This window comes from Paenibacillus sp. sgz302115 (assembly GCF_056120445.1).
In genome coordinates this window covers 1-22462 of sequence record NZ_JBVYOK010000012.1, presented here as the reverse complement: position 1 = coordinate 22462, position 22462 = coordinate 1, and the positions used below count along the sequence as shown (strand labels likewise).

The window sequence follows — 22462 nt, the reverse complement described above, 5'->3', positions numbered from 1 at the left end:
CTCTATAAAACTTGCAGGAGGATGAGAAGATGAGCAGCAATAAATTGGCTTGGACCTGGCGGGTCAAGGAGGAATGTCTGGAGGAGTATGTGCAGATGCATCTTAACCCGTGGCCGGAAATCCTTGAAGAGCATTCCAAAGCCGGAATTACGAATTACTCGATTTTTCAGAACGGCAATCAATTTTTCTATTGCTTTGAATGCAGCGACCCGGACGCGGCTTTTGCATACATTGCCCAGAGTGATGCCTGCAACAGATGGAATGCGATTACGTCGAAGATGGTCGAAGGCTCCTTTGACTTCAATGAGGCAGCGCCGGTGGTGCCGCTTCGCGAGGTGTTTTATCTGGAGTAGCATCCGGCTTCTGCTAAGTTGCCTGGCATAAAGCTTAAACATCCATAAATAGCGCCTGAACGCTCTGCCTGCTGAATAAGGTAGGGCTTTTTTGTGTTGTCCACAGCAGGGGCAGTGTTCCGACAAGCCAATGTTCTCTATCCTGAGCAGGGGAGGCTCCCCGCCTTAAGACCGAGAGCATAACCATTCCCCGGGCGGTTTTGGTGATAGCCGTCAGGCCCTACACTTAAGCGGAGACAGCAATACATAAGAATCAGGCATACAGAAACCAAACATACCGAAGTGGAAGGGGAAAAGAGAAATGACATGGTTAACAAAATGGTCGTTTGGCAATAAGGGGGCGCTGGGGCTTCTGGTTGTGATGGCGCTTGTGGTGGGGATACTCAGCTACACCTCATTGCCTATGGAGTTCATGCCGGAGGCCGATCAGCCTCAGGTTACGGTTACGGTGCTCGGACCGGGGCAGGATGCGCATTCGATGGAAACGAATGTGACGAAGCCAATTGAGGCAGCTACTTCAGCTATAAAAGGAAAAACGGAGCAAATGTCCACTTCCGGAGACAGCTATGCCAAAGTGGATATCTATTTTGACGGCAAGACCAATATGAAGGATGCGGCACAGGAGGTCGAAAAGGCAGTCCGCACGCTGAAATTCCCTGAGGGCGTCATGGACCCTTTCATCGTCCAGCTGAACACCTCGATGATTCCCATCTCCCAGCTTACGATAGCCTTCGATGACGGGATCACGAAGGACAATCTGAAGCTTGCTGAGGACACGATCATTCCCGAGCTGCAAAAAATTGATGGCGTAGCGAATGTGGCTCTGTACGGCAAATCGGCTCCGCAGGTTAAGGTGAAGCTTGATCCGCAGGCGATGGCTGCAAAAGGCGTAACTACAGCGCAGATCATGGGGCTGCTTCAGGGACGGAACGTATCCGCCTCGATTGGTGAGATGACCATTGGCGGGAAGACGGGAAATGTGAATGTCGTTTCCTCGATAGACAGCCTTGATACCCTGAAGAAGCTGTCGGTAATGCCCGGTGTAACACTTAAGGATATAGCTTCTGTCCAAGCGGAGACAGATCAGGAGAGTGTCAGCCGCTCGAACGGCAAGGACGTATTGTTCGCAGTTATTACCAAGGAGGCCAATGCCAATGCGGTCGATGTGGGCGACAAGGTGCAAGCTGCTGCGGAGAGCCTTACCAAAACGGTTAAAAACGCTGAGGTCGCTGTCATATTCAGCACTTCGGATATGGTCGTTACTTCGGTCAACAGTATGATGCGTGAAGTGCTGCTCGGCGCTTTGTTTGCAACGATTGTTATTCTGATCTTCCTGCGCAATGTACGTGCTACCCTGATCACTGCGGTATCCATTCCGCTGTCGCTGGCGGTTACTTTGTACTTGCTGAACATTTCCGGCATTACTCTGAACATTGTAACACTGGGTGGTGTAGCCGTTGCCGTCGGGCGGCTGGTGGATGACAGCATTGTCGTTATTGAGAACATTCACCGCCGGATGCAGAAGGAGCCGTTCTCCCGTGACATGCTTATCAGCGCAACCCGCGAGGTGGCAAGAGCAATTACTACCTCTACTATAGCTACAGTTGCCGTGTTCCTGCCTATGGGTCTGCTCGATGGCGCGCTGCAAGCCTTCCTGCTGCCGTTTGCGCTGACCGTCACCTATTCCCTGCTGACCTCGCTGGTAGTAGCGCTGACCGTAGTTCCGCTGTTAAGCTCATGGCTGCTGCGCAGCTCCTCCCTGAAGGAGCATGAACCGTCCAAGCGTTTCAGCCGCTTCCTGGGCTGGAATCTGCGTCATAAGTGGGTTTCCCTGACTTTGGGTCTGGTGCTGCTGGTCGGTTCTGTTGCCGCCTATATTACCATGCCCAAAGGAGCGCTGGACGCTTCGGATGCCAGCATGGTGACTGTTCAATTGGTCTATCCGAATGACGTCCCGGTTAAGGAAGTGCTGGAGAAGGGCAAGCAGCTCGAAGAAGAGATGATGAAGCAGCCGCAGGCGAAGACGGTAATCATGATGACCGGCAATAGTGCGGATTCGGCGCAGTGGGGCAATGTGACTTCACTGACTCAAGTGGATTATACAGTAATGATGAAAGAGAATGCCGACGCGCAGGCGTTCCTGGACCATATCCGTAGCCAGCAGGATGTCTATGCAGGAGCAACACTGACTGCGAGTGAATCGAGCATGATGGGTGGAAGCTCGACCAGTGAGTACGTCGATATCGTTGGAGAGGACCTGAATTCGATCAATTCAGTCGCCAAGGCGGTAACTGCTAAAGTGAAGGCAGTTGACGGCGTACAAAAAGTCACCAGCAATATGGAGGATACCAAGCCGGTATTCGCCTTTAAGGTGAACCCTGAAACAGCCAATGCGCAGGAAATCAGCATGCAACTGTCAGCTATGCTGAATAAGCTCCCTCTGGGCCAGATGGAGCTGGACGGTTCCACGGCGGCAGTGGTGCTGGAGCCGGTGCTGCAGCCGAAATCGCAGCAGGATTTGCAAGGAATAACAATTATGACTGCCGGAGGTCCGCAGCCGCTCTCGAAGCTCGCTGCCCTTGAAGTCAAAGATCAGCCGGCCATGCTCTATCATAAAGACGGCAAACCGTATGTACGTATTTCCGCTGAGGTTGATCCGAAGAAAGTATCGGAAATTGGGGCAGATATTAAAAAACAGACAGACAGCATTACGCTTCCTGAAGGGGTAACGTTATTCGCAGGCGGAGCTTCGGCGGATCAGGCCGGGGACTTTAGCGACCTTGGCATGACGGCACTGGTCTCCATTGGTCTGGTATACCTGATTATGGTCCTGACCTTCAAGACACTGCGCGCGCCGCTGGCGATTATGTTCTCCCTGCCGCTTGCGGCAATCGGAGCGGTTGTCGCACTGATCATTTCAGGTGTGACCCCTGACTTCACCGCTTTGTTCGGCGCACTGATGCTGATCGGTATTGTTGTCACTAATGCCATCGTGCTGATCGACCGCATCAAGCAGAACGAAGAGCATATGACCGTGCGCGAAGCCATCATCGAAGCAGCCGGAACACGGATGCGTCCAATTCTAATGACAGCCATTGCCACCGTATGCGCCATGCTTCCGCTGCTGTTCGGCCATTCCGAGCAGGGCAGCATCGTCTCGCAGAGTCTGGCCATTGTAGTTATCGGAGGCTTGATTGCGGCCACGCTGCTGACGCTGGTGGTTGTACCGGCGATCTACGAGCTGCTGTACTTCCGTAAATCTGCCAAGGAACGTAAGCAAGCGCAGGCTGCCGCTGCGGCATAAGCTGGCCGCAAAGCCGGACAGGGGTAAAGTAAAGAGCAAACAGAAAGAGCAGTGCGAATTTTCGCACTGCTCTTTCTCTAAGTACGCCTAGCATATTCGCCAGGTTTTTTTCCAGAATCCATCCGCCCCCTCAAGAGGAAAGCAGGAACAAGAGCCACAACGACTCCGATCATCCCAACCCATGTAATCGAGGATAAGGCTACCTTTTCGACGAAAATCCCACCAATACCAGCACCTGCTGCCATGGATAATTGCATCATCGACTGGTTGAGGCTCAGCATTATTCCAGAGTAATTTGGCTCGATGCGAACAAGGTTCATCTGCTGGGTCGGTCCTGTGGACCATGCTGCAAATGACCACAAGATCAGCAACACGGCGATAGGCACCCATGAATGGGTCAGAGTCACCGTGATCGCAAGCAAGATGAGTGCAACGATATGAAGAAATAATCCTCCTGTTAATGTTCGAAATACCCCATACTTGTCAGTGCTGAAACCTCCGAATTTGGACCCAATGAGGCTGGCTACTCCAAATGCCAGCAATACACTGCTTAACAAACCCTCTTTAATACCTGCAACCTGAAGAAGATATGGAGAAATGTAAGTATAAGCAATGGAGTATCCGCCTAACCAAAAGAAGGTGATCGCCAGACCGAGTGAGACTTTTCCGTTTTTCAGAAATGTGAGCTGCCTGGATAAAGGAACAGGTGCATCCCCTTTAACCTTAGGTACGGCAAAAGACAATACCAGTATGGCCAATACCCCTGCCAGAGCCAACAATCCAAATATGGATTTCCATCCGAATGCTGCTGCAGCGATTCGCCCAAGCGGAACACCGATAATCAGGGAAGCAGTAAAGCCCATCACAACGGTGGCAATCGCGCTTGTCTGTTTGCCCGGCACTGCAATCTTAGCTGCAATATCAAGGGCGGTAACAACGACCATACCAGCACCTAAAGCCATAATGACGCGAGCCAGCAAGAATAATTTGAACCCAGGCAAAGCAAAAGATAGGGCATTACCTAGCACAAAAATTGCCAGCGCCCAAACAAGCAATTTCTGTCTCTCCACTTTTGCCGTTAGAGTCATAAGGATAGGTGTTGCGATCGCATATACTAAAGAGAAAATTGTGACAAGCTGTCCTGCCGAAGTAACGGAGATTCCCATGCTATCCGAAATTCGATCAAGAATGCCCGAAATCACATATTCGGATGTACCTACCAGAAAACTGACTAATGCTAAAATATATATCTTCCATGTACTGGACAATGAATTCACAACTCCTTGAACGATATAACTACATATTTGAATATGTCGAAATGTTAGGCCAAAAAAAAACGAGCATTATCGGCGTATGCCATATAAATTAAAGCTCGTTTTTGAAAAAAGATGAAAATTCACTGATCATTTCTTCGTTTCTCTTGTAATACGTATACTTACCTATACGCTCCGTTTGAATCAAGCCGGCGCGTTGAAGTATAGATAAATACTGTGAAGCAGTAGACTGGGTCATTTCTAATTTACTTGTTACTTGACTCACACAAACCCCGATTTCTCTCATATCAATCCCTTCATGGGGCGCAAAATGTTTTTCCGGCTCTTTCAGCCATTGTAAGATCTGGAATCTGGACTCATTTGACAGTGCTTTGAATATTTCTATCGGATCCATGTACTCATTATATCGATAATTTGCGATAAGTCAAATTGTAAAGTGTTAACGAATAAAACAAAAGCCCGGTTTATAACCGGGCTCCTTTACGATCGCTGCGATCCGATATGGTCTTGGATATCAGATAAAGCTTGTTTTATCACCAGTTCATCGTGGCTTTCCATCATACGTTGTTTCCCGGCTCTCATGATTGATCCAATGTCGCGCTGAGACAAATCAGAGGGCTGAACCACTAAACCTTCAAGAGGTTCGCTACTGCTTGTCCTTGTGCCGAGGGACAGCCTTACACCAAAGTTATTGTTCCAGCCTTTACGCATTGTGATCATCTCCTTGGATATAGTTTAATATTGTTTTCCTGAAGGGTCCAATAATATCCAGGACAATGTTATCACCCCATGCATAGTGTCTCTGCTCGTGTTATTTATTAATTCCCCGTGCTTTCATACTTCGAAAGCCCGTAGCGGAAGATGCCGTAGGCTGCAGCCGCAATGAGTACCGCAGCTAAAGGGGCCAGCATCCACCAGCCGGACCACTCGCTTTTGCCGAAAATATAGGTTGCCGGATAGAAGCTGATGAATGCATACGGCAGAACGGTGGAGATCAGCACCCGCACTGCCTGCGGGAACAGGGTGATCGGATATTTTGCCAGGTCAGCCAAATTATGAAACATCAGCGGGAAGGCGTTCCCGGCATTGCGAATCCAGAAAGCCGCTGAGTTCCCGGCCAGATTGATTGACACACGGATTATGACCGCAGTAACGAACAGCAGCAGAAGGATGGCGATTTTGCCCAGCGTCCAGTGAATAGGACTGTGCACAAGCGATTGCCACACAATGACTCCGCCGATTAGCAGATTGCCGAGGCCGTTGATTCCGATTCCCGTACAGAACACCTGCAGCACAACCGGCACCGGCCGCAGCAGATAACGGTCCAGCTCGCCCATATTGACCAGTCTTCCAAGCCGCCAGGTTCCTTCGAAGAAAAGCGACCCGATACCTTCCGTGAGGAAGATCATCGCATACATGAAGGTGACCTCCCAGAACTGCCAGCCGTTAATATCGGGAATCCGGTCATAGATCACCCAGAGGAACACAAATCCCAGCACCTGCGTCAGAGCGGCAGAACACATTAAGATGTAAAAGTCCTTGTTGTATTCCAGAATTGCTTTCATCTGCTGGACGTAGAATCTTTTGTATAAATAGAACATCCGTGACAAGCTCATTGTATCGTCTCCTTCCGCCTAGCCGCCATGAATCGTTACCTGACGGACCGCCCACTTCCACATGCCTTTACCAGCCAGCCAGAGCGCCGCTCCCCAGAAATATTGAATACCGATCAGCTTCAGGCTCTCCATCGTTCCTGCCTGCTCCAGAAAAATCATCGTCGGTGTGTGGATAATGCTCTGAAACGGCAGCAGCAAAGCCACCCGCTCAAGCCAATCCGGGAAAAAGGCCAAAGGAACCAAAGCACCGGATAGCAGGTTGGTTACGGCAATCCGGGTCCAGACAATGCCCATCGAGCCGGTAGACCAGAAGCACAGCAGAGCTGCCAGATACACAATACCGAATTTCACCACGATGGCCCCGAGCAGACTGAGGGCGAACAGCACGTAGACCAGCAGTGAATGGGGAAGGGTTACACCGGAAACGAAGAATGAGAAGCTTACGAGCAGAATCAGGCTCATTCCTCCTTCCAGCAGGCTTGTGCCCAGCGTTTCAGAGAAACGGGCAGTTTGAAAATCAATCGGCTTCAGCAAATCAACAGCGACGCTGCCGTCAAGGATTTTACCGGATATCGCCGTTTCGGAATACCAGGACAGCACAGAGTTGGCGAGGAAGGTAACCAGCAGATAGGTTTTCATCTCATCCCAGGTATATCCGCCGACCACATCCCGGCCATTGTAAATCCCCGTCCACAAAAAGTAGATCGCCAGCAAATTGATCGTATTCGACAGAAAAGTGACAGCATATGAAATCCGGTAGGAGAGAACATTTTGCAAAGAACGGTTGGCAATACTGCGGTATTTCTTAAGCTTCATTGCAGGCATGGCTGCCTTTGCACCTCCTCATTTCCCGTCTTGGTTCAGGTCCAGGTTTCCGTCATATACGGCTTTGATGACCTGTTCGATATTGGCGTCTTCCATGCGGAAGTCTATGACTTCCCCGTGCTTCATCACCTGGCTGACGACCTCGCTGGCCGTATATTCATACCGGTCGAAGGAGATGGAGAATTCCTGGTCATTCTGCAGCTCCAGCTTCATCCCGGGAGTCTGCGACAGCTCCGAGATCAGCTCCGGCATCGGCGCTCCGGCCTGGAAGAAGATCACACGGTCTCTGGCAAAACGGGATTTAACCTCGCTGAGACTTCCGTCGTAGATGATCGAGCCGTGGTCGATAATAATCAGCCGCTTGCACAGGTCCTCAATGTCGCCGAGATCATGGGTGGTCAGCATAACGGTGGTCATCTGCTCCTGATTGATTTTTTTGATGAATTCGCGGATTTTTTGCTTCACGGAGACGTCGAGTCCAATCGTAGGCTCATCCAGATAGAGGATCGGCGGATTATGTAATAGGGCAGCAGCCAGGTCCGCACGCATGCGTTGACCCAGGGAGAGCTTGCGCGCAGACAGGTGAATGAATTCATTCATGCCGAGCAGCTCAGTGAATTGCTCCAGATTAGCCTTGTAGACAGGCTCGGGGATTTGATAAATATCCTTCAGCAGCGAAAAGGATTCGACAATCGGGATATCCCACCAGAGCTGCGTGCGCTGCCCGAAGACCGCTCCAATCTGGGCGGCGTTTTCCATTCTTTTCTTATATGGATTGATACCGTTTACAGAAATACTGCCCGCAGACGGCATGAGGATGCCGGTCAGCATTTTGATCGTGGTGGATTTGCCTGCACCGTTTGGACCTACGTAGGCTACCGTCTCCCCGGCTTCCACACTCAGATTCAGCGGCTTCACCGCAACCTTCTCAATAGCTTTCGGGATGAACAGATGCTTGACTGCTCCCGCCAGACCCGGCTCCTTCACCGCCTGCATGAAAGACTTTGACAGCCCGCGGGCTTCAATAATACTCAAGAATAGACCTCCTTTATGGCTGGTATTCAAAGACGTATAAACAAATATAGCACTAGGCTGATGTCGAAAACTATCGCTTTAGGTCGAACTGAATATAGAGTTTTATTGAACTATGAGGGATTTTGACGAAATCAGCTACGCGCAGGCTGAATTTTGGACCAGGGGATAGCCGCCATTATACAATCTAATATTTTTCAACTAGCATTCGTAAAATAATCCCCTGTAAATTAATCTATAAATATCCTAAGATAGATTTACTACTTATGTTTTTAGAATTGATACTAGTGAATTAATTCACAATATTTTTTGAATGAACTAACGAAACGAATTCAGGAGGCGAATGTGTTGACAACCTTCAGTTCCAGGACAAAAATGTGGTGTTCGCCGGGTGATCTTCCAGCAGCTCAAGCTGCATCTTTTCGCCAAATGATTTCTTCGGATACACGCAAGCCGTTGTGGTCTTCAAAGACCTCCTGTGTACAAGAGAACAAAGCGGTCTATAGTGAAGCTATGGTTATGTCCACGCGTGAAGAAATAGTGGCGATCAGTAAGTTTATTCCGATTCCCTATGTTGTGTTTCTGGCGGATGAGGAAGGGTGGATTCTGGATCTGATCTGTTCCTCCCGGAAGCTTCAGGAGACGATGGATCAGGCCGGGCTGGGCAGGGGAATCAATCTGTCGAAACGGTATTCGGGGCTAAATGCGGTCTCGCTGGCGATGGAGATGAACCGTATAGGAGTAGTGCGCGGAGAGGAGCATAGCGATGCCGCTTTCCGGAGCTGGAATTGTGTATGCGCCCCCCTCGTTCTGGATGGAGGCACACAGGGTTATGTGGATATTTCTTTCCATGTAGATCAGCACATTGATTTTGCGATTCCGTTCGTGCAGCAGTTGGCCGAGAATGTGGCATACAAACGAATGGTCAAAAACGAAGGCCTGCAGAAGTTCAGACGGGATGCGGTGCTTGATGAATACAAGCTGACGGCGCGGGAGAAGGAAGTGGCTTCGCTGTGGCTGTCGGGCAAAAGCGCGCTGCATATCTCGAGTGCGCTCGGCATCAGTGAGGGCTCGGTGCGCAATGTGGTAAAGAGTATTTATATTAAAATGAATGTCAATGACCGCTCACAATTTGCCAAGAAGCTGATGTAAGCATTAAAAAACGGCTAATCCGCGAAGTCAGAGTGACTTACGGGTTAGCCGCTTCGAACAGTAAGCTTAACCGCAGGAGCAGTTCAGCACCGGCTTGCGGGCAGCCTGGGTCTCATCGAGACGGCTGATCTCCGTAGTATGCGGCGCATTGATAACGATCTCCGGCGTTTCCTGTGCTTCCTTCACAATTTGAATCATCGTTTCGATGAAGCCGTCGAGCGTTTCCTTGCTTTCGGTTTCGGTCGGCTCGATCATCATACACTCCTCTACCGTGAGCGGGAAGTAGACGGTTGGCGGGTGGTAGCCGAAGTCGAGCAGCCGTTTGGCTACGTCCAGCGTACGCACACCGTACTGCTTAAGGTTTTTGCCGGACATAACGAATTCATGCTTGCAGACCCCCGGATACGGGATTTCAAAATACGGCGCCAGCCGGTGCATCATATAGTTGGCGTTCAGCACAGCGTTCTCGGACACCTCGCGCAGACCTTCCGGTCCATAGGTGCGGATATACGCATAGGCACGGACGAGGATACCGAAGTTGCCGTAAAAGGCTTTGACCCGGCCGATGGATTCCGGTCCGCCATAGCTCAGCGAGAAGCTGCTGTCCTCGTTCTGTACCACTGTTGGCTGTGGCAGGAACGGAATCAGCTTCGCCTTTACGCCTACCGGTCCGGCTCCCGGACCGCCGCCGCCGTGCGGGGTGCTCATCGTTTTGTGCAGATTCAAATGCACGACGTCAAAGCCCATGTCGCCAGGGCGGGTAATGCCCATAATCGCGTTGGAGTTCGCCCCGTCATAATAGAGCAGGCCGCCTGCCTCATGTACGATCTCGGCGATCTCGACGATTTGTGTCTCGAATAAGCCGAGCGTGCTCGGGTTCGTCAGCATGAGTGCGGCGGTGTCGCTGCCGACAGCCGCCTTCAGGGCTTCAAGATCTACCATCCCTTTATCGTTCGAGGGGATGGTTACCGTCTCCAGTCCGGCTGCGGAGGCGCTGGCCGGGTTCGTGCCGTGCGAGGAATCGGGCACGATTACCTTGGAGCGGGCTTCGCCGCGGCTCTCATGATAGGCGCGGATCATCATCAGACCGGTCCATTCGCCGTGGGCGCCGGCAGCAGGCTGCAGGGATACGGCATCCATGCCGGTTAGGGCGGCCAGGTCCTTTTGCAGCGTATGCATCAGTTCGAGTGCTCCCTGAATGCTCTCTTCCGGCTGGTACGGGTGAATCTTCGCCAGGCCGGGGAAGCGGGCAACATCCTCGTTAATCTTCGGATTGTATTTCATCGTACAGGAGCCGAGCGGATAAAAGCCATTGTCTACGCCGAAGTTGCGGCGGGACAGCGCGGTATAGTGGCGGATCACATCCACTTCCGATACCTCCGGCAAGACTACCGGCTCGCTGCGCAGCAGCCCGGCAGGAATCAGTGAATCCATGCTCTCATCCTGAGGAACATCGCACTGCGGCAGGGAATAGGCCGAGCGGCCGGGGCGGCTAAGCTCAAAGATCAGACTTTGTTCCGGTTTCATATACAGCCCTCCAGTACGCTAGCGAATTGGTCGATTTCCGTTTTGCTTCTTTTCTCCGTTACGGCAACCAGCATATGTCCGGCCAGCTCGGGATAATCCCGGCTCAGATCATAACCTCCAAGGTAGCCTTCCTTGAGCAGCCTGGAGTTGATCTCGCTGACATTGCTGCCTTCCGGCAGCTTCAGGACAAATTCATTGAAGAACGGTGCGGTGAAGGCAGGGGCTGCACCGGTTAATTCCCCGAGCCTGCCTGCGGCATAATGGCTCTTACGTATATTCAGTTCGCCAACCTCGCGCATGCCTTCTTTGCCCATGACGGACAGATAGACAGAAGCGCACAGCGCAAGCAGCGCCTGGTTGGAGCAAATGTTCGAAGTGGCCTTCTCGCGGCGGATATGCTGTTCACGGGCTTGCAATGTCAGCACGAAGCCGCGTTTGCCGCTGCGGTCAACGGTCTGGCCGACGATCCGGCCGGGCATACGGCGCATCAGGTGCTCGGCTACGGCGAAGAAGCCGCAGGTTGGACCGCCAAGCGAAGCTGGAATGCCCAGCGGCTGCGCGTCACCGACTACGATGTCGGCGCCGAGCTTGCCCGGTGTTTCGAGAATGCCAAGTGCCAGCGGATTTGCGCTGACCACGAACAAGCCCTTAACGGCATGGATCAGCGGTTCAATCGCCCCGAGGTCTTCAATCGCGCCGAAGAAGTTCGGTGACTGCACCAGGACGGCGGCAGTATCGCCATCAATCGCGGCGGCGAGCTTGGCCTGATCCGTTACACCGTCTTTGTAGTCAACTTCTACAACATCAAGGCCCCAGGCTCCCGCAGAGGTGCGCAGCACCTGCCGTGCTTCCGGGTGAACGGTGCGGGAGACGACGAGTTTTTTGCGTTTGGTCGCACCGGCAGCCAGAACTGCAGCTTCCGAGAAGGCGGTGGCGCCATCGTACATGCTGGCATTTGCCACCTTCATGCCGGTTAATTCGCAGATATAGGACTGGAACTCGAAGATCGCCTGCAGCTCGCCCTGGCTGATCTCCGGCTGGTAAGGCGTATAGGCGGTATAAAATTCAGAGCGGGAAATAACATGATTAATAACAACGGGGATATGGTGGTCATACAGCCCTGCGCCAAGGAAGCTGGTGTGGGTGTCGGAGCTGGCATTCTTATCGGACAGCTCTTTCATATGGCGCAGCAGTGCATATTCATCAAGCGCCTCTGACATCGGCAGCGTGCCTTCATAGCGGACGCTCTTCGGGATATCGGCGAACAGCTCCTCCACGGACTGAATCCCGACAGTCTCCATCATCTCCTTGCGGTCCTGTTCGGTCATCGGCAGATAACGGTGCTTCATTGCGGCTTCACTCCTTGGCTCTTTTTATAAAATGGCGCTTTGACCACGGCCGCTTTAAGCTGCTTGCCGCGAATCTCCACGTACACTTCCGTTCCAATTTCTGTGTAGGCGGCATCCAGCAGGGCCAGGCCCAGATTACGTTTCAGCGTTGGCGACTGTGTGCCTGTGGTGACTTCACCGATCTTCGCTCCGTCCGCGTAGACCGGATAATGTGAGCGCGGGATACCACGGTCGAGCATTTCCAGGCCGACGAGGCGGCGGGGCAGCCCGGCTTCCTTCTGCTTCAGCAGCGCGTCCTTGCCGATAAAATCGGCTTTGTCCAGCTTCACAAAGAACTGGACGCCGGCTTCCAGCGGCGTAATGTCCGCCGACAGCTCCTGGCCGTACAGCGGCAGCTTCGCTTCGAAACGAAGCGTGTCACGTGCGCCAAGCCCTGCGGGAGTCAGGCCGTGCGGAGCGCCTGCCGCCAGCAGGCCGTTCCACAGCACAGCGGCCGTTTCCACCGGGGCGTACAGCTCAAAACCATCCTCGCCGGTATAGCCGGTGCGGGAGAGCAGAACCTCCACTCCGCACACTTCGGCGCGCTCGATGAAGTGGAAGGGCTTAAGCTCAGCCAGGGGAGCTGAGGTCACTTCAGCAAGGATCGTTTCGGCGAGAGGTCCCTGCAGCGCGAGCAGCAGCGTCTCATCCGAGACATTGCTTAGGGTGACACCGCTGAATTCAGCGGTGAGATGCTCCTGCAGCCACTGGAAATCCTTGTCGATATTGGAGGCATTCACGACGAGCATGTAACGTTCCTCCCCAAGACGATATACCAGCAAATCATCGACAACCCCGCCGCTCGGGTAGAGCATCAGCGTGTACTGCGCAGCGCCATCCGTAAGACGGCTGACATCGTTCGTGGTCATCTGCTGCAGGAAAGCTTCCGAGCCGCTGCCGCTGACCATGAATTCACCCATATGCGACACATCGAACAGTCCGGCCTGCTGGCGGACCGCCTCATGCTCCTTCACGATTCCCGTGAACTGCACCGGCAGCTCCCAGCCGCCGAAATCAATGCATCTGGATTCCGCGTAGGCGGAGTAGAGGTCGTAAAAAGGCGTTCTTTTCAAAGCATCCATGTGCTCACTCCTTTGTCTGATTACACGCAAAAAAAAGGACAGACGGAAGACAAAATATGCGCACCCGCATAAATAGCCTTCTGCTCTGTCCTTTGTACCTGAGAGTTACCCTGCTGCACTTGTGCGCAGGTTTCCCCGTTGGTGATCCGTGACACTGCCAGACAGGTCCGGATAGCTCTCCAGAGATGCGTCCGGCAAAGGTCCTTTTGCCTGAGAGATTCACCCTCCCGGGCTTACTCCTTCGGCGCTGTCCTCCTGTGAGACAGTCTCTCCCTATGCCATCATTCGCAAACCGTATTGTGTTCTACTGACTCCATTAAACCGGGTATACAACTCTGCTGTCAACAAAAAAACGTCAAAAAGATGACAAAATTTATTTTCCTGTCAGTTATATTGACATTGAGCAGCGCGATAACTTAGTCTATAACTAAATTTACAACTCCAAATTTGGAAAAGAGGCGGCTTGGAATGAGTGAAGTGCTAGACAACCTGTTGTACAGCGAAGAGCATGAATGGGCGCAGCAGGGTGAAGGGCGCGTAGTGCGTGTTGGGATTACGGATCATGCCCAGCATCTGCTCGGCGATATCGTATTTGTGGAGTTTCCTGAGGTTGGCGCAGCAATTTCGGCAGGCGACAGCGTAGGCAGCATTGAATCTGTCAAGACGGTGTCCGAGCTATATTCCCCGGTGTCGGGGACTGTGACCAAGATCAACGACGCGCTGGAAGGAAGCCCGGAGCTGATCAATGACCAGCCGTACAGCGGCGGATGGATTTTTGAGCTGGAAATCACCGGCGAGTTCGCAGATGCGGCATCCGGTCTGCTGAATGCGGCGGCTTACCGTGAGCTGGTTGGAGAATAAAGATCCGGTAGACTGTACCGTTTTTCGGCTTATAAAAAAGACAGATCTCTCATATCACATCGGATGTTACTAATGTGTGAGGTCTGTCTTTTTGTGCATTTTTTTGACTATATTCAGGAAGGGGATTCCAATATCTTGGAATAAAATCGTGGGACCACATGCCATAAAAACGGCAAAAAAGTGAGGACAATCATAGCGAATATCGCCATAGGGATTGTATCCAGGGCATCGATCAATACCCGAGCTAAGACAGGCAATCGAGCCTCCTGCCGGCATAAGATTCACGCCTTTCCATAGCAGATCGGCACTGCTGCAGGAGGCTGTACAATCCCTCGGCTAAGCTATTCTCCCTCTTGAAGCTGCCGCAGCACCGTAATCTCAACGCGGCGGTTCTTTTGCCGTCCCTCTGCGGTAGCATTGCTGGCAGTAGGGCGTGTGTCCGCATAGCCGGCATATTGAAAAGTGCCCGGATTCAGCCCCTCGCTGTCGAGAAAGAAGCGCAGCACGGAGAGGGCGCGGGCGCCGGACAGCTCCCAGTTATCATTATACCGCGAGCCTGCCGATACGGGTGTATTGTCCGTATGACCTTCGATGCTGATGGTGGCGCCAATGTTGCGGAAGAGACCGGACAATTGCCGCAGCGCGGGAAGCGCGGGCGACTTCAGCTCGGCTCTGCCGACATCGAACAGAAAACGGTTGCTGAGCGTAATCAATATACCCTGCGGCTTATCCGCAACAAAAATCTGGTCGCCCAGGTTATTGTCTTTGACATATTGGGTGATGACGCCCATAAGGTCGGCCAGCTTCGCTTCCTGCTCGCGGAAGGCCAGCTCACGCTCTGACGGCGCCCGGTCATCTCCCGGTGCTGAAGGGGGTGTGCTGGCTGAAGGGCTGGCAGCGGGATTTTCCTGCCCTTGAGCAGGCCCATTATTGGTATTGCCGCTGGTTGCATTTTTCTGGCCATTCCCCGAACCTCCGGGCTTCGTCCCTTGTTCTCCATCCAGAACGCCATCGCCGCCATCCAGTACAGGGTTGCCGCTCTTGAAGGTATCCGATAACGAACTGGTAACAATACTGAATTTTTGGGCATCCAGACTGCTCATGGCATACAATACCACAAAAAAGATCAGCAATAGTGTAATGAGGTCCGCATAGGTGATCATCCAGCGGTCGCGGCTTTCCGGCCCGCCCGTATGCCGGCGCCTCCGGTTTCTCTGCTTCATAGCGGGCCTCTTGCACTTTCAGTGCTGCGCCCTGCGTCAGAATCATCAATAAAGGGGCTGAGCTTCCTGCGCACAAGCTGCGGATGATCCCCGTTCTGCAGGGCAAGAATGCCGACCAGCAGCATTTCCATAGTTGCCAGCTCGCTTTGGCAGCGGGATTTGATTTTGGAGGCAATGGGTAAAAATATTAGATTGGCGCTGGCCACACCGTACAATGTCGCTGTAAAAGCAACTGCAATGGAAGCTCCCAGGTTGGAGGGATCGGTAAGACTGCTGAGCACGCGGATCAGTCCCATCACTGTGCCGATGATACCCATAGTAGGAGCATAGCCGCCTGCCGCTTCAAAAATTTTGGCATAGCCTTCGTACTTCAGCTCCTTGGCATCCATTTCCAGCTCCAAAATCTGCCGCACCTGCACAGGGTCTGTTCCATCGACAATCAGCATCAGCCCCTCTCGGGTATAGGGATCGGGATGCTCCTCCGCTCTTTTTTCCAGCGCCAGCAAGCCGCCGCGCCGCATAATGGCCGCCATGGAGATGAGCTCCTCGGCTTTTTCTTCTGGGTTGTCGGATTTTTTGCCAAAAGCCACGCGCAGCGCAGCCGGTACCCGGCGCAGCTTGGAGGCTGGAAAGCTGATGAGCACAGCGGCGAACGTGCCTCCGAACACAATCAGCGCGGCATTCAGCTGCAGCAGTCCGGTAATGCTGCCGCCTTCCCAAAAGAAGCCTCCGATCAGTGCCGCGAGTCCGGCCAGCAGGCCGATAATTGAAGTGATATCCATGAGTTCAGGCTCCTTAAGTTTCTATATATTATGGTTTGCAACAATCTAGGCAACACTGTATAATAAACGGGAACAAGTATTCTTATCTTCCATTTTTTTGAGCAAGGTATGGAGAGAGAATAAACAGGGCCACAATTATATGTATTCATATATTTTAGACGATAGAGGGGAGACGGGCAAATGAGTGATATTGTCGTCAGCACGAAGACTTTTGAACTGGAGTCCGAGTATTCACCCCAGGGCGATCAGCCTCATGCCATAGAAGAGTTAGTGAACGGCATCCGGCAGGGCAAGAAGCACCAGACGCTGCTGGGAGCAACGGGTACAGGCAAGACCTTTACCATCGCGCAGATGATTTCCAAGCTGAACCGGCCCACGCTGGTTATTGCGCACAACAAGACGCTGGCTGCACAGCTTGCAAGTGAATTCAAAGAGTTTTTTCCAAGCAATTCGGTAGATTACTTCGTCAGTTACTACGATTATTACCAGCCAGAGGCGTACATTCCCTCCTCCGATACCTACATCGAGAAAGACTCCAGCATTAATGAAGAGATTGATAAGCTTCGCCACTCTGCAACCAGCTCCTTATTCGAACGGCGTGACGTGATCATTGTAGCCAGCGTGTCCTGCATTTACGGCCTCGGCTCGCCGCAGGAATATGGAAGTCTGCTGCTGTCGCTGCGCGTGGGAATGGAGAAGCCGCGGAATCAGATTTTGAGCCGGCTTGTGGATATCCAGTATCAGCGTAATGACATTAACTTTGTGCGCGGCACATTTCGGGTGCGCGGTGATGTGGTAGAGATTTTCCCGGCTTCACAAGGTGAGCATGCAATTCGTGTGGAGCTCTTCGGCGATGAGGTCGAGCGGATTACCGAGATTGATGTGCTGACCGGCGAGCTGATCGGGGAACGCGATCATGTGGCGATTTTTCCGGCATCGCACTTTGTGACCAAGGAAGAAACGATGCGCGTGGCTCTGGTCAATATTGAGCGTGAGCTGGAAGAACGGCTGACTGTACTGCGGGACGCAGGCAAGCTGCTGGAAGCCCAGCGGCTGGAGCAGCGGACCCGCTACGATATTGAGATGATGAAGGAAGTTGGCTTCTGCTCCGGGATTGAGAACTATTCAGGTCCGCTCACCTTCCGTGAGCCTGGAGCAACCCCCTATACACTGATGGATTATTTCCCGGATGACATGCTGATTGTAATTGACGAATCCCATGTGACGCTGCCGCAGATCCGGGCGATGTACAACGGTGACCGGGCGCGCAAGACGGTGCTTGTGGAGCATGGCTTCCGTCTGCCGTCTGCGCTGGATAACCGGCCGCTGCAGTTCGAAGAATTCGAAGACAAGGTGAAACAGATCGTATACGTATCCGCAACACCGGGGCCTTACGAGATGGAACATTGCGACACTGTGGTTGAACAGATTATCCGTCCTACCGGTCTTTTGGACCCGATTATCGAGGTGCGCCCGACTGAAGGGCAGATTGACGATCTGATCAGTGAAATCCGTGAACGGGTGGAGCGCGACGAGCGTGTGCTGGTTACAACCCTAACGAAGAAAATGTCCGAGGACCTGACCGATTACTTCAAGGAAATCGGTATTAAAGTACGTTACATGCACTCCGACATCAAGACGCTGGAGCGGATGGCGATCCTGCGTGACCTCCGGCTGGGGACATTTCATGTTCTCGTCGGGATTAACCTGTTAAGAGAAGGTCTGGATTTGCCTGAGGTATCGCTGGTTGCGATTCTCGATGCCGACAAGGAAGGTTTCCTCCGCTCAGAGCGTTCGCTGATTCAGACCATCGGCCGCGCCGCCCGTAACTCCGGCGGCCGCGTTATTATGTATGGCGATCATATCACGGAATCCATGGAGAAGGCGATGAGCGAAACCCAGCGCCGCCGGGAAATCCAGATTGCCTACAATGAGCAGCATGGCATTACGCCAACAACAATCAACAAGAAAGTGCGCGATATTATCGAGGCCACGAAGGTAGCCGAGTCCAAGGCCGATTATCTTACCGGCGCGGGCGGCAAGGTGAGCAAGAAGGACCGCAACAGCCTGATGCAGCGTCTGGAGGCCGAGATGAAGGACGCCGCCAAGAACCTGCAATTCGAGCGCGCCGCCGAGCTGCGCGACGCACTCTTGGAGCTGCGGGCCGAGTAACCTTCTTTTGCGAGTCCCTTTTTTTTTGAAGAATATACAGAGCGGCGTTGCTCAGCCGTTCTTTTTAAATAAGCATCTTGCGCATCCCGAAGGAACAGCCCGTAGTGCGCGGTTGGCGCATCCCGAAGGGACAGCCCGCAGTGTGGCGGTTAGCGCATCCCGAAGGGACAGCCCACAGTGCGCGGTTGGCGCATCCCGAAGGGACAGCCCGCAGTGTGCAGTTGGCGTATCCCGAAGGGACAGCCCGCAGTGCGCAGTTGGCGTATCCCGAAGGGACAGCCCGCAGTGTGGCGGTTAGCGCATCCCGAAGGGACAGCGGTTTTCCGCCATAACGCCGCATTACAGCGGTCCCGTTAGGGACAAGCGCTCCTAGCACCACATTTACTAGGTCCATCTCCCCTCACTCCTTCGGCAGCAGCCTTGCAGGTGTCCAGAGGGTGCAACCCTTGGGGCCCTCCCTTGGCTAAGGGAGGGTTTGGGAGGGATCGAAAATATTTTGAAATAGGTTTGTATAAAGGAGAGGTACCGTTGGCGAACGAAAATATTGTAATCAAAGGCGCGAGAGCGCACAATCTCAAGAACATCGACGTGACGATTCCGCGTGACCGCTTCGTCGTGCTGACGGGACTTAGCGGCTCCGGCAAATCGTCGCTGGCGTTCGATACAATCTACGCTGAAGGTCAGCGGCGTTATGTTGAATCCCTGTCGGCTTATGCACGCCAGTTCCTCGGACAGATGGAGAAGCCGGACGTTGATTCCATCGACGGGTTATCCCCGGCGATCTCCATCGACCAGAAGACCACGAGCCGCAATCCGCGTTCCACCGTAGGAACGGTAACGGAAATTTATGATTATCTGCGCCTGCTGTTCGCCCGTGTAGGGCATCCGCATTGCCCGGATCATGGCATAGAGATTACTTCACAGACTGTTGAGCAGATGGTGGACCGGATTATGCAGTATCCCGAGAAGACCCGGCTGCAGATTCTAGCTCCGGTAATTTCCGGCCGCAAGGGTGAACACAAAGGTCTGTTCAGCGATATTTCCAAGCAGGGCTTTGTGCGTGTGCGCGTTGACGGTGAATTACGCGAGGTTACTGAGGATATCGAGCTGGAGAAGAACAAGAAGCATACGATTGAGGTCGTGGTAGATCGTATCGTCATTAAGGATGATGTAGAGACCCGGCTGACGGATTCCCTTGAGACTGCGCTGAAGCTGTCCGGAGGGAAGATTCTGGTCGATGTGATGGGGCAGGAGGAGCTGCTGTTCAGCTCAAGCTTTGCCTGCCCGGTATGCGGGTTCAGCATTGAAGAGCTGGCGCCGCGCATGTTCTCCTTCAACAGCCCCTTCGGCGCTTGTCCGGAATGCGATGGTCTGGGCATGAATATGGTTGTTGATCCAGACCTGCTGATTCCCGACCAGGAGAAGTCGATTGAGGAAGGGGCTTTTCTGGCCTGGACGGGAAGCACGTCGAATTACTACCCGCAATTTCTGAAATCGGTATGCGAGCATTTCAATATCCCCCAGAATGTTCCCGTAAGCAGCCTGTCCCCCGAGCATATGAACAAGCTGCTGCATGGGACGGGCAGTGAGAAGATCCGTTTCAAGTATGAGAATGATTTCGGCCAGCGGAAGGATGCACTGGTTGCTTTTGAAGGGATTATTCCCAATCTGGAGCGGCGCTACCGTGAGACAGCCTCCGATGGCATCCGTGAATTTATTGAGGGCTTCATGAGCGCCAAGCCTTGCCATGCATGTAAAGGCAAAAGATTGAAGAAGGAGATTCTCGCGGTAACGATCAACGACCGGAATGTTGCGGATATTACTGACCTGTCGATTGGGGATTGCATGAACTTCTTCGAGAACCTCGCCCTGAGTGAGAAGGAAACGGCCATTGCCCATCTGATCCTCAAGGAAATCAGCAGCCGTCTGGGCTTCCTGGTTAACGTGGGCTTGAATTATTTGACCCTTAGCCGTGCGGCAGGCTCGCTCTCCGGCGGTGAAGCGCAGCGCATCAGGCTGGCAACCCAGATTGGTTCCAGTCTGATGGGCGTGCTGTACATTCTGGATGAGCCTAGTATCGGCCTGCATCAACGGGATAATGACCGCTTGATCTCAACGCTTGGGCATATGCGCGATTTGGGTAATACACTGATCGTGGTCGAGCATGACGAGGATACAATGATGGCCGCTGACTATATCATTGATATCGGACCGGGAGCCGGCATTCACGGCGGTAAGGTGATGGCGCAGGGCACGCCGCAGGAAATTATGAATGACCCGAATTCCTTGACCGGGGAGTACCTGAGCGGACGCAAGTTCATCCCGGTTACCGGCAATCGGAGGTCTACGGATGAACGCTGGATTGAAATCCGCGGGGCCAAAGAGAACAACCTGAAGAACGTGAATGTCAAAATCCCGCTCGGAGTCTTTACGGCCGTCACGGGTGTATCCGGTTCAGGCAAATCATCACTGGTCAATGAGATTCTCTACAAAAGTCTGGCCCGCCAGTTAAATAGGGCCGTCAAGGTACGTCCGGGTGAGCATAAGGAAATTCGCGGACTAGAGAATCTGGATAAGGTCATCGAAATTGACCAGTCGCCAATCGGACGCACACCACGTTCCAATCCGGCTACGTATACCGGCGTATTCGATGATATCCGTGATCTTTTCGCCAAGACCAATGAAGCGAAGGTGCGCGGCTTCCAGAAGGGCCGCTTCAGCTTCAATGTCAAGGGCGGCCGCTGTGAGGCCTGCCGTGGTGACGGCATTATCAAGATCGAGATGCACTTCCTGCCGGATGTCTATGTTCCCTGCGAAGTCTGCAAAGGCAAACGCTACAACCGGGAAACGCTGGAAGTGAAATATAAAGGCAAAAGCATCGCCGATGTGCTGGAGATGACTGTAGAGGATGCTACCGAATTCTTCAAAAATATCCCGAGAATTCACCGCAAAATGCAGACCCTGCTGGATGTCGGCCTGGGCTATATTAACATCGGCCAGCCGGGAACAACGCTGTCGGGCGGGGAGGCCCAGCGCGTGAAGCTGGCTTCCGAGCTGTACCGCCGCAGCACCGGCAAGACGCTGTACATTCTGGATGAGCCGACAACGGGTCTGCATGTGGATGATATCGGGCGTCTGCTGGAGGTGCTGCACCGCCTGGTGGACTCCGGCGAATCCGTGCTCGTAATTGAGCATAACCTCGATGTGATCAAGACCGCCGACTATATCATTGATATGGGACCTGAGGGCGGCAGCGGCGGAGGTACGGTTCTCGCTACCGGGACACCGGAGAAGCTGATTAAGGTGGAAGAATCCTACACCGGCAAATATCTCAAGCCGATCCTGCTCCGCGATACGGAGCGGACGAAGGCTCTGCAGCTGCAGACTACGGAAACGGTCTAATGACGAATATTTTGCCGGCTCAGATGATGTGAATTTGAGCTTGAATAGTAGCGGTTGCAATCCGAATATTGCAATTGAAACAATGAATAGAGAGGCTCAGGCTTCCCCGCGCCTGAGCAAGAAACAAGGCGATTCTATTGCACTTTCTGCAATGGAATCGCCTTGTTTTAGCTGGAAAATACGATCTGCTGTAGTTCGTACAACAGAATTCAGATATTCTCCCGTTTAGAGGGCGTTTTACTCCTCTTGATTGTATGAACTGCAACAGAATGGTGGTGCGTCCCTTTTTTCGAGGAATTCTGCTGTACAAAGTGCAATCAAACCAAAGGAAGGGTGCCCCATCACTTGCTTAACCCAACCCAACCCAACCCAACCCAACCCAACCCAACCCAACCCAACCCAACCCAACCCAACCCAACCCAACCCAACCCAACCCAACCCAACCCAACCCAACCCAACCCAACCCAAC

18 protein-coding genes and 1 riboswitch are annotated in these 22462 nt (G+C 52.9%); of the genes, 6 read left to right on the top strand and 12 right to left on the bottom strand.

The window, feature by feature from the left end; all coding sequences use genetic code 11:
* Positions 1-29: 29 nt before the first annotated feature.
* Positions 30-353 carry an L-rhamnose mutarotase gene (locus AC0LWN_RS20725; RefSeq protein ID WP_474668643.1) on the top strand — a complete coding sequence of 108 codons (324 nt, stop codon included), beginning with the start codon at positions 30-32 and terminating at the stop codon, positions 351-353.
* A 301-nt stretch (positions 354-654) separates the two neighbouring features.
* Entirely contained in the window at positions 655-3657 is a 3003-nt protein-coding gene (locus AC0LWN_RS20720) for an efflux RND transporter permease subunit (RefSeq protein ID WP_474668641.1), read from the top strand.
* 77 nt (positions 3658-3734) lie between these two features.
* Here AC0LWN_RS20720 and AC0LWN_RS20715 read toward each other — a convergent pair whose 3' ends face one another.
* From AC0LWN_RS20715 to AC0LWN_RS20690, 6 genes are all read right to left on the bottom strand, one after another.
* Positions 3735-4925 (bottom strand): MFS transporter, encoded by a 1191-nt coding sequence (locus AC0LWN_RS20715; RefSeq protein ID WP_474668639.1) that lies wholly within the window; start codon positions 4923-4925, stop codon positions 3735-3737.
* A gap of 97 nt (positions 4926-5022) precedes the next feature.
* Positions 5023-5325 carry an ArsR/SmtB family transcription factor gene (locus AC0LWN_RS20710; RefSeq protein ID WP_474668637.1) on the bottom strand — a complete coding sequence of 101 codons (303 nt, stop codon included), beginning with the start codon at positions 5323-5325 and terminating at the stop codon, positions 5023-5025.
* A gap of 86 nt (positions 5326-5411) precedes the next feature.
* Entirely contained in the window at positions 5412-5642 is a 231-nt protein-coding gene (locus AC0LWN_RS20705; protein ID WP_474668635.1) for a hypothetical protein, read from the bottom strand.
* 107 nt (positions 5643-5749) lie between these two features.
* Positions 5750-6547 carry an ABC transporter permease gene (locus tag AC0LWN_RS20700; protein ID WP_474668633.1) on the bottom strand — a complete coding sequence of 266 codons (798 nt, stop codon included), beginning with the start codon at positions 6545-6547 and terminating at the stop codon, positions 5750-5752.
* Positions 6548-6565: 18 nt separating this feature from the next.
* A complete protein-coding gene (locus tag AC0LWN_RS20695) occupies positions 6566-7372 on the bottom strand; it encodes an ABC transporter permease (protein WP_474668631.1) in 807 nt (268 codons plus the stop codon).
* A gap of 18 nt (positions 7373-7390) precedes the next feature.
* Positions 7391-8407 (bottom strand): ABC transporter ATP-binding protein, encoded by a 1017-nt coding sequence (locus AC0LWN_RS20690; protein WP_474668629.1) that lies wholly within the window; start codon positions 8405-8407, stop codon positions 7391-7393.
* A gap of 345 nt (positions 8408-8752) precedes the next feature.
* Here AC0LWN_RS20690 and AC0LWN_RS20685 point away from each other — a divergent pair, with 345 nt between their 5' ends.
* The gene (locus AC0LWN_RS20685) at positions 8753-9556 is read left to right on the top strand and encodes a helix-turn-helix transcriptional regulator (protein ID WP_474668627.1); all 804 of its coding nucleotides are present in this window, start codon (positions 8753-8755) and stop codon (positions 9554-9556) included.
* A 66-nt stretch (positions 9557-9622) separates the two neighbouring features.
* Here AC0LWN_RS20685 and gcvPB read toward each other — a convergent pair whose 3' ends face one another.
* The 3 genes from gcvPB to gcvT are packed head-to-tail and all read right to left on the bottom strand — an operon-like array spanning position 9623 to position 13553.
* Positions 9623-11083, bottom strand: a complete 1461-nt coding sequence (gene gcvPB / locus AC0LWN_RS20680) for an aminomethyl-transferring glycine dehydrogenase subunit GcvPB (protein ID WP_474668625.1) — start codon at positions 11081-11083, stop codon at positions 9623-9625.
* Positions 11080-12432, bottom strand: coding sequence for an aminomethyl-transferring glycine dehydrogenase subunit GcvPA (gcvPA, locus tag AC0LWN_RS20675; RefSeq protein ID WP_474668623.1), 1353 nt, complete (start codon positions 12430-12432; stop codon positions 11080-11082). Before gcvPA ends, gcvPB begins: the two co-directional genes overlap by 4 nt.
* Positions 12429-13553 carry a glycine cleavage system aminomethyltransferase GcvT gene (gcvT, locus tag AC0LWN_RS20670; RefSeq protein ID WP_474668622.1) on the bottom strand — a complete coding sequence of 375 codons (1125 nt, stop codon included), beginning with the start codon at positions 13551-13553 and terminating at the stop codon, positions 12429-12431. The genes gcvPA and gcvT overlap by 4 nt, the downstream gene beginning before the upstream one ends.
* Positions 13554-13741: 188 nt before the next feature.
* Positions 13742-13838: riboswitch (glycine riboswitch) on the bottom strand.
* A 183-nt stretch (positions 13839-14021) separates the two neighbouring features.
* Here gcvT and gcvH point away from each other — a divergent pair.
* Entirely contained in the window at positions 14022-14414 is a 393-nt protein-coding gene (gene gcvH / locus AC0LWN_RS20665) for a glycine cleavage system protein GcvH (protein ID WP_474668620.1), read from the top strand.
* A gap of 341 nt (positions 14415-14755) precedes the next feature.
* Here gcvH and AC0LWN_RS20660 read toward each other — a convergent pair whose 3' ends face one another.
* Positions 14756-15637 carry a flagellar motor protein MotB gene (locus AC0LWN_RS20660; protein ID WP_474668618.1) on the bottom strand — a complete coding sequence of 294 codons (882 nt, stop codon included), beginning with the start codon at positions 15635-15637 and terminating at the stop codon, positions 14756-14758.
* Entirely contained in the window at positions 15634-16419 is a 786-nt protein-coding gene (locus AC0LWN_RS20655; protein WP_474668616.1) for a flagellar motor protein, read from the bottom strand. Before AC0LWN_RS20655 ends, AC0LWN_RS20660 begins: the two co-directional genes overlap by 4 nt.
* A gap of 180 nt (positions 16420-16599) precedes the next feature.
* On the opposite strand from AC0LWN_RS20655, the gene uvrB reads away from it, so the two are divergent.
* Positions 16600-18591, top strand: a complete 1992-nt coding sequence (gene uvrB, locus AC0LWN_RS20650; RefSeq protein ID WP_474668614.1) for an excinuclease ABC subunit UvrB — start codon at positions 16600-16602, stop codon at positions 18589-18591.
* Positions 18592-18655: 64 nt separating this feature from the next.
* Here uvrB and AC0LWN_RS20645 read toward each other — a convergent pair whose 3' ends face one another.
* A complete protein-coding gene (locus AC0LWN_RS20645) occupies positions 18656-18985 on the bottom strand; it encodes a hypothetical protein (RefSeq protein WP_474668612.1) in 330 nt (109 codons plus the stop codon).
* A gap of 134 nt (positions 18986-19119) precedes the next feature.
* Here AC0LWN_RS20645 and uvrA point away from each other — a divergent pair, with 134 nt between their 5' ends.
* Positions 19120-21993: an excinuclease ABC subunit UvrA gene (gene uvrA / locus AC0LWN_RS20640; protein WP_474668610.1), complete on the top strand. Its 2874-nt coding sequence runs from the start codon at positions 19120-19122 to the stop codon at positions 21991-21993.
* Positions 21994-22462 lie beyond the last annotated feature (469 nt).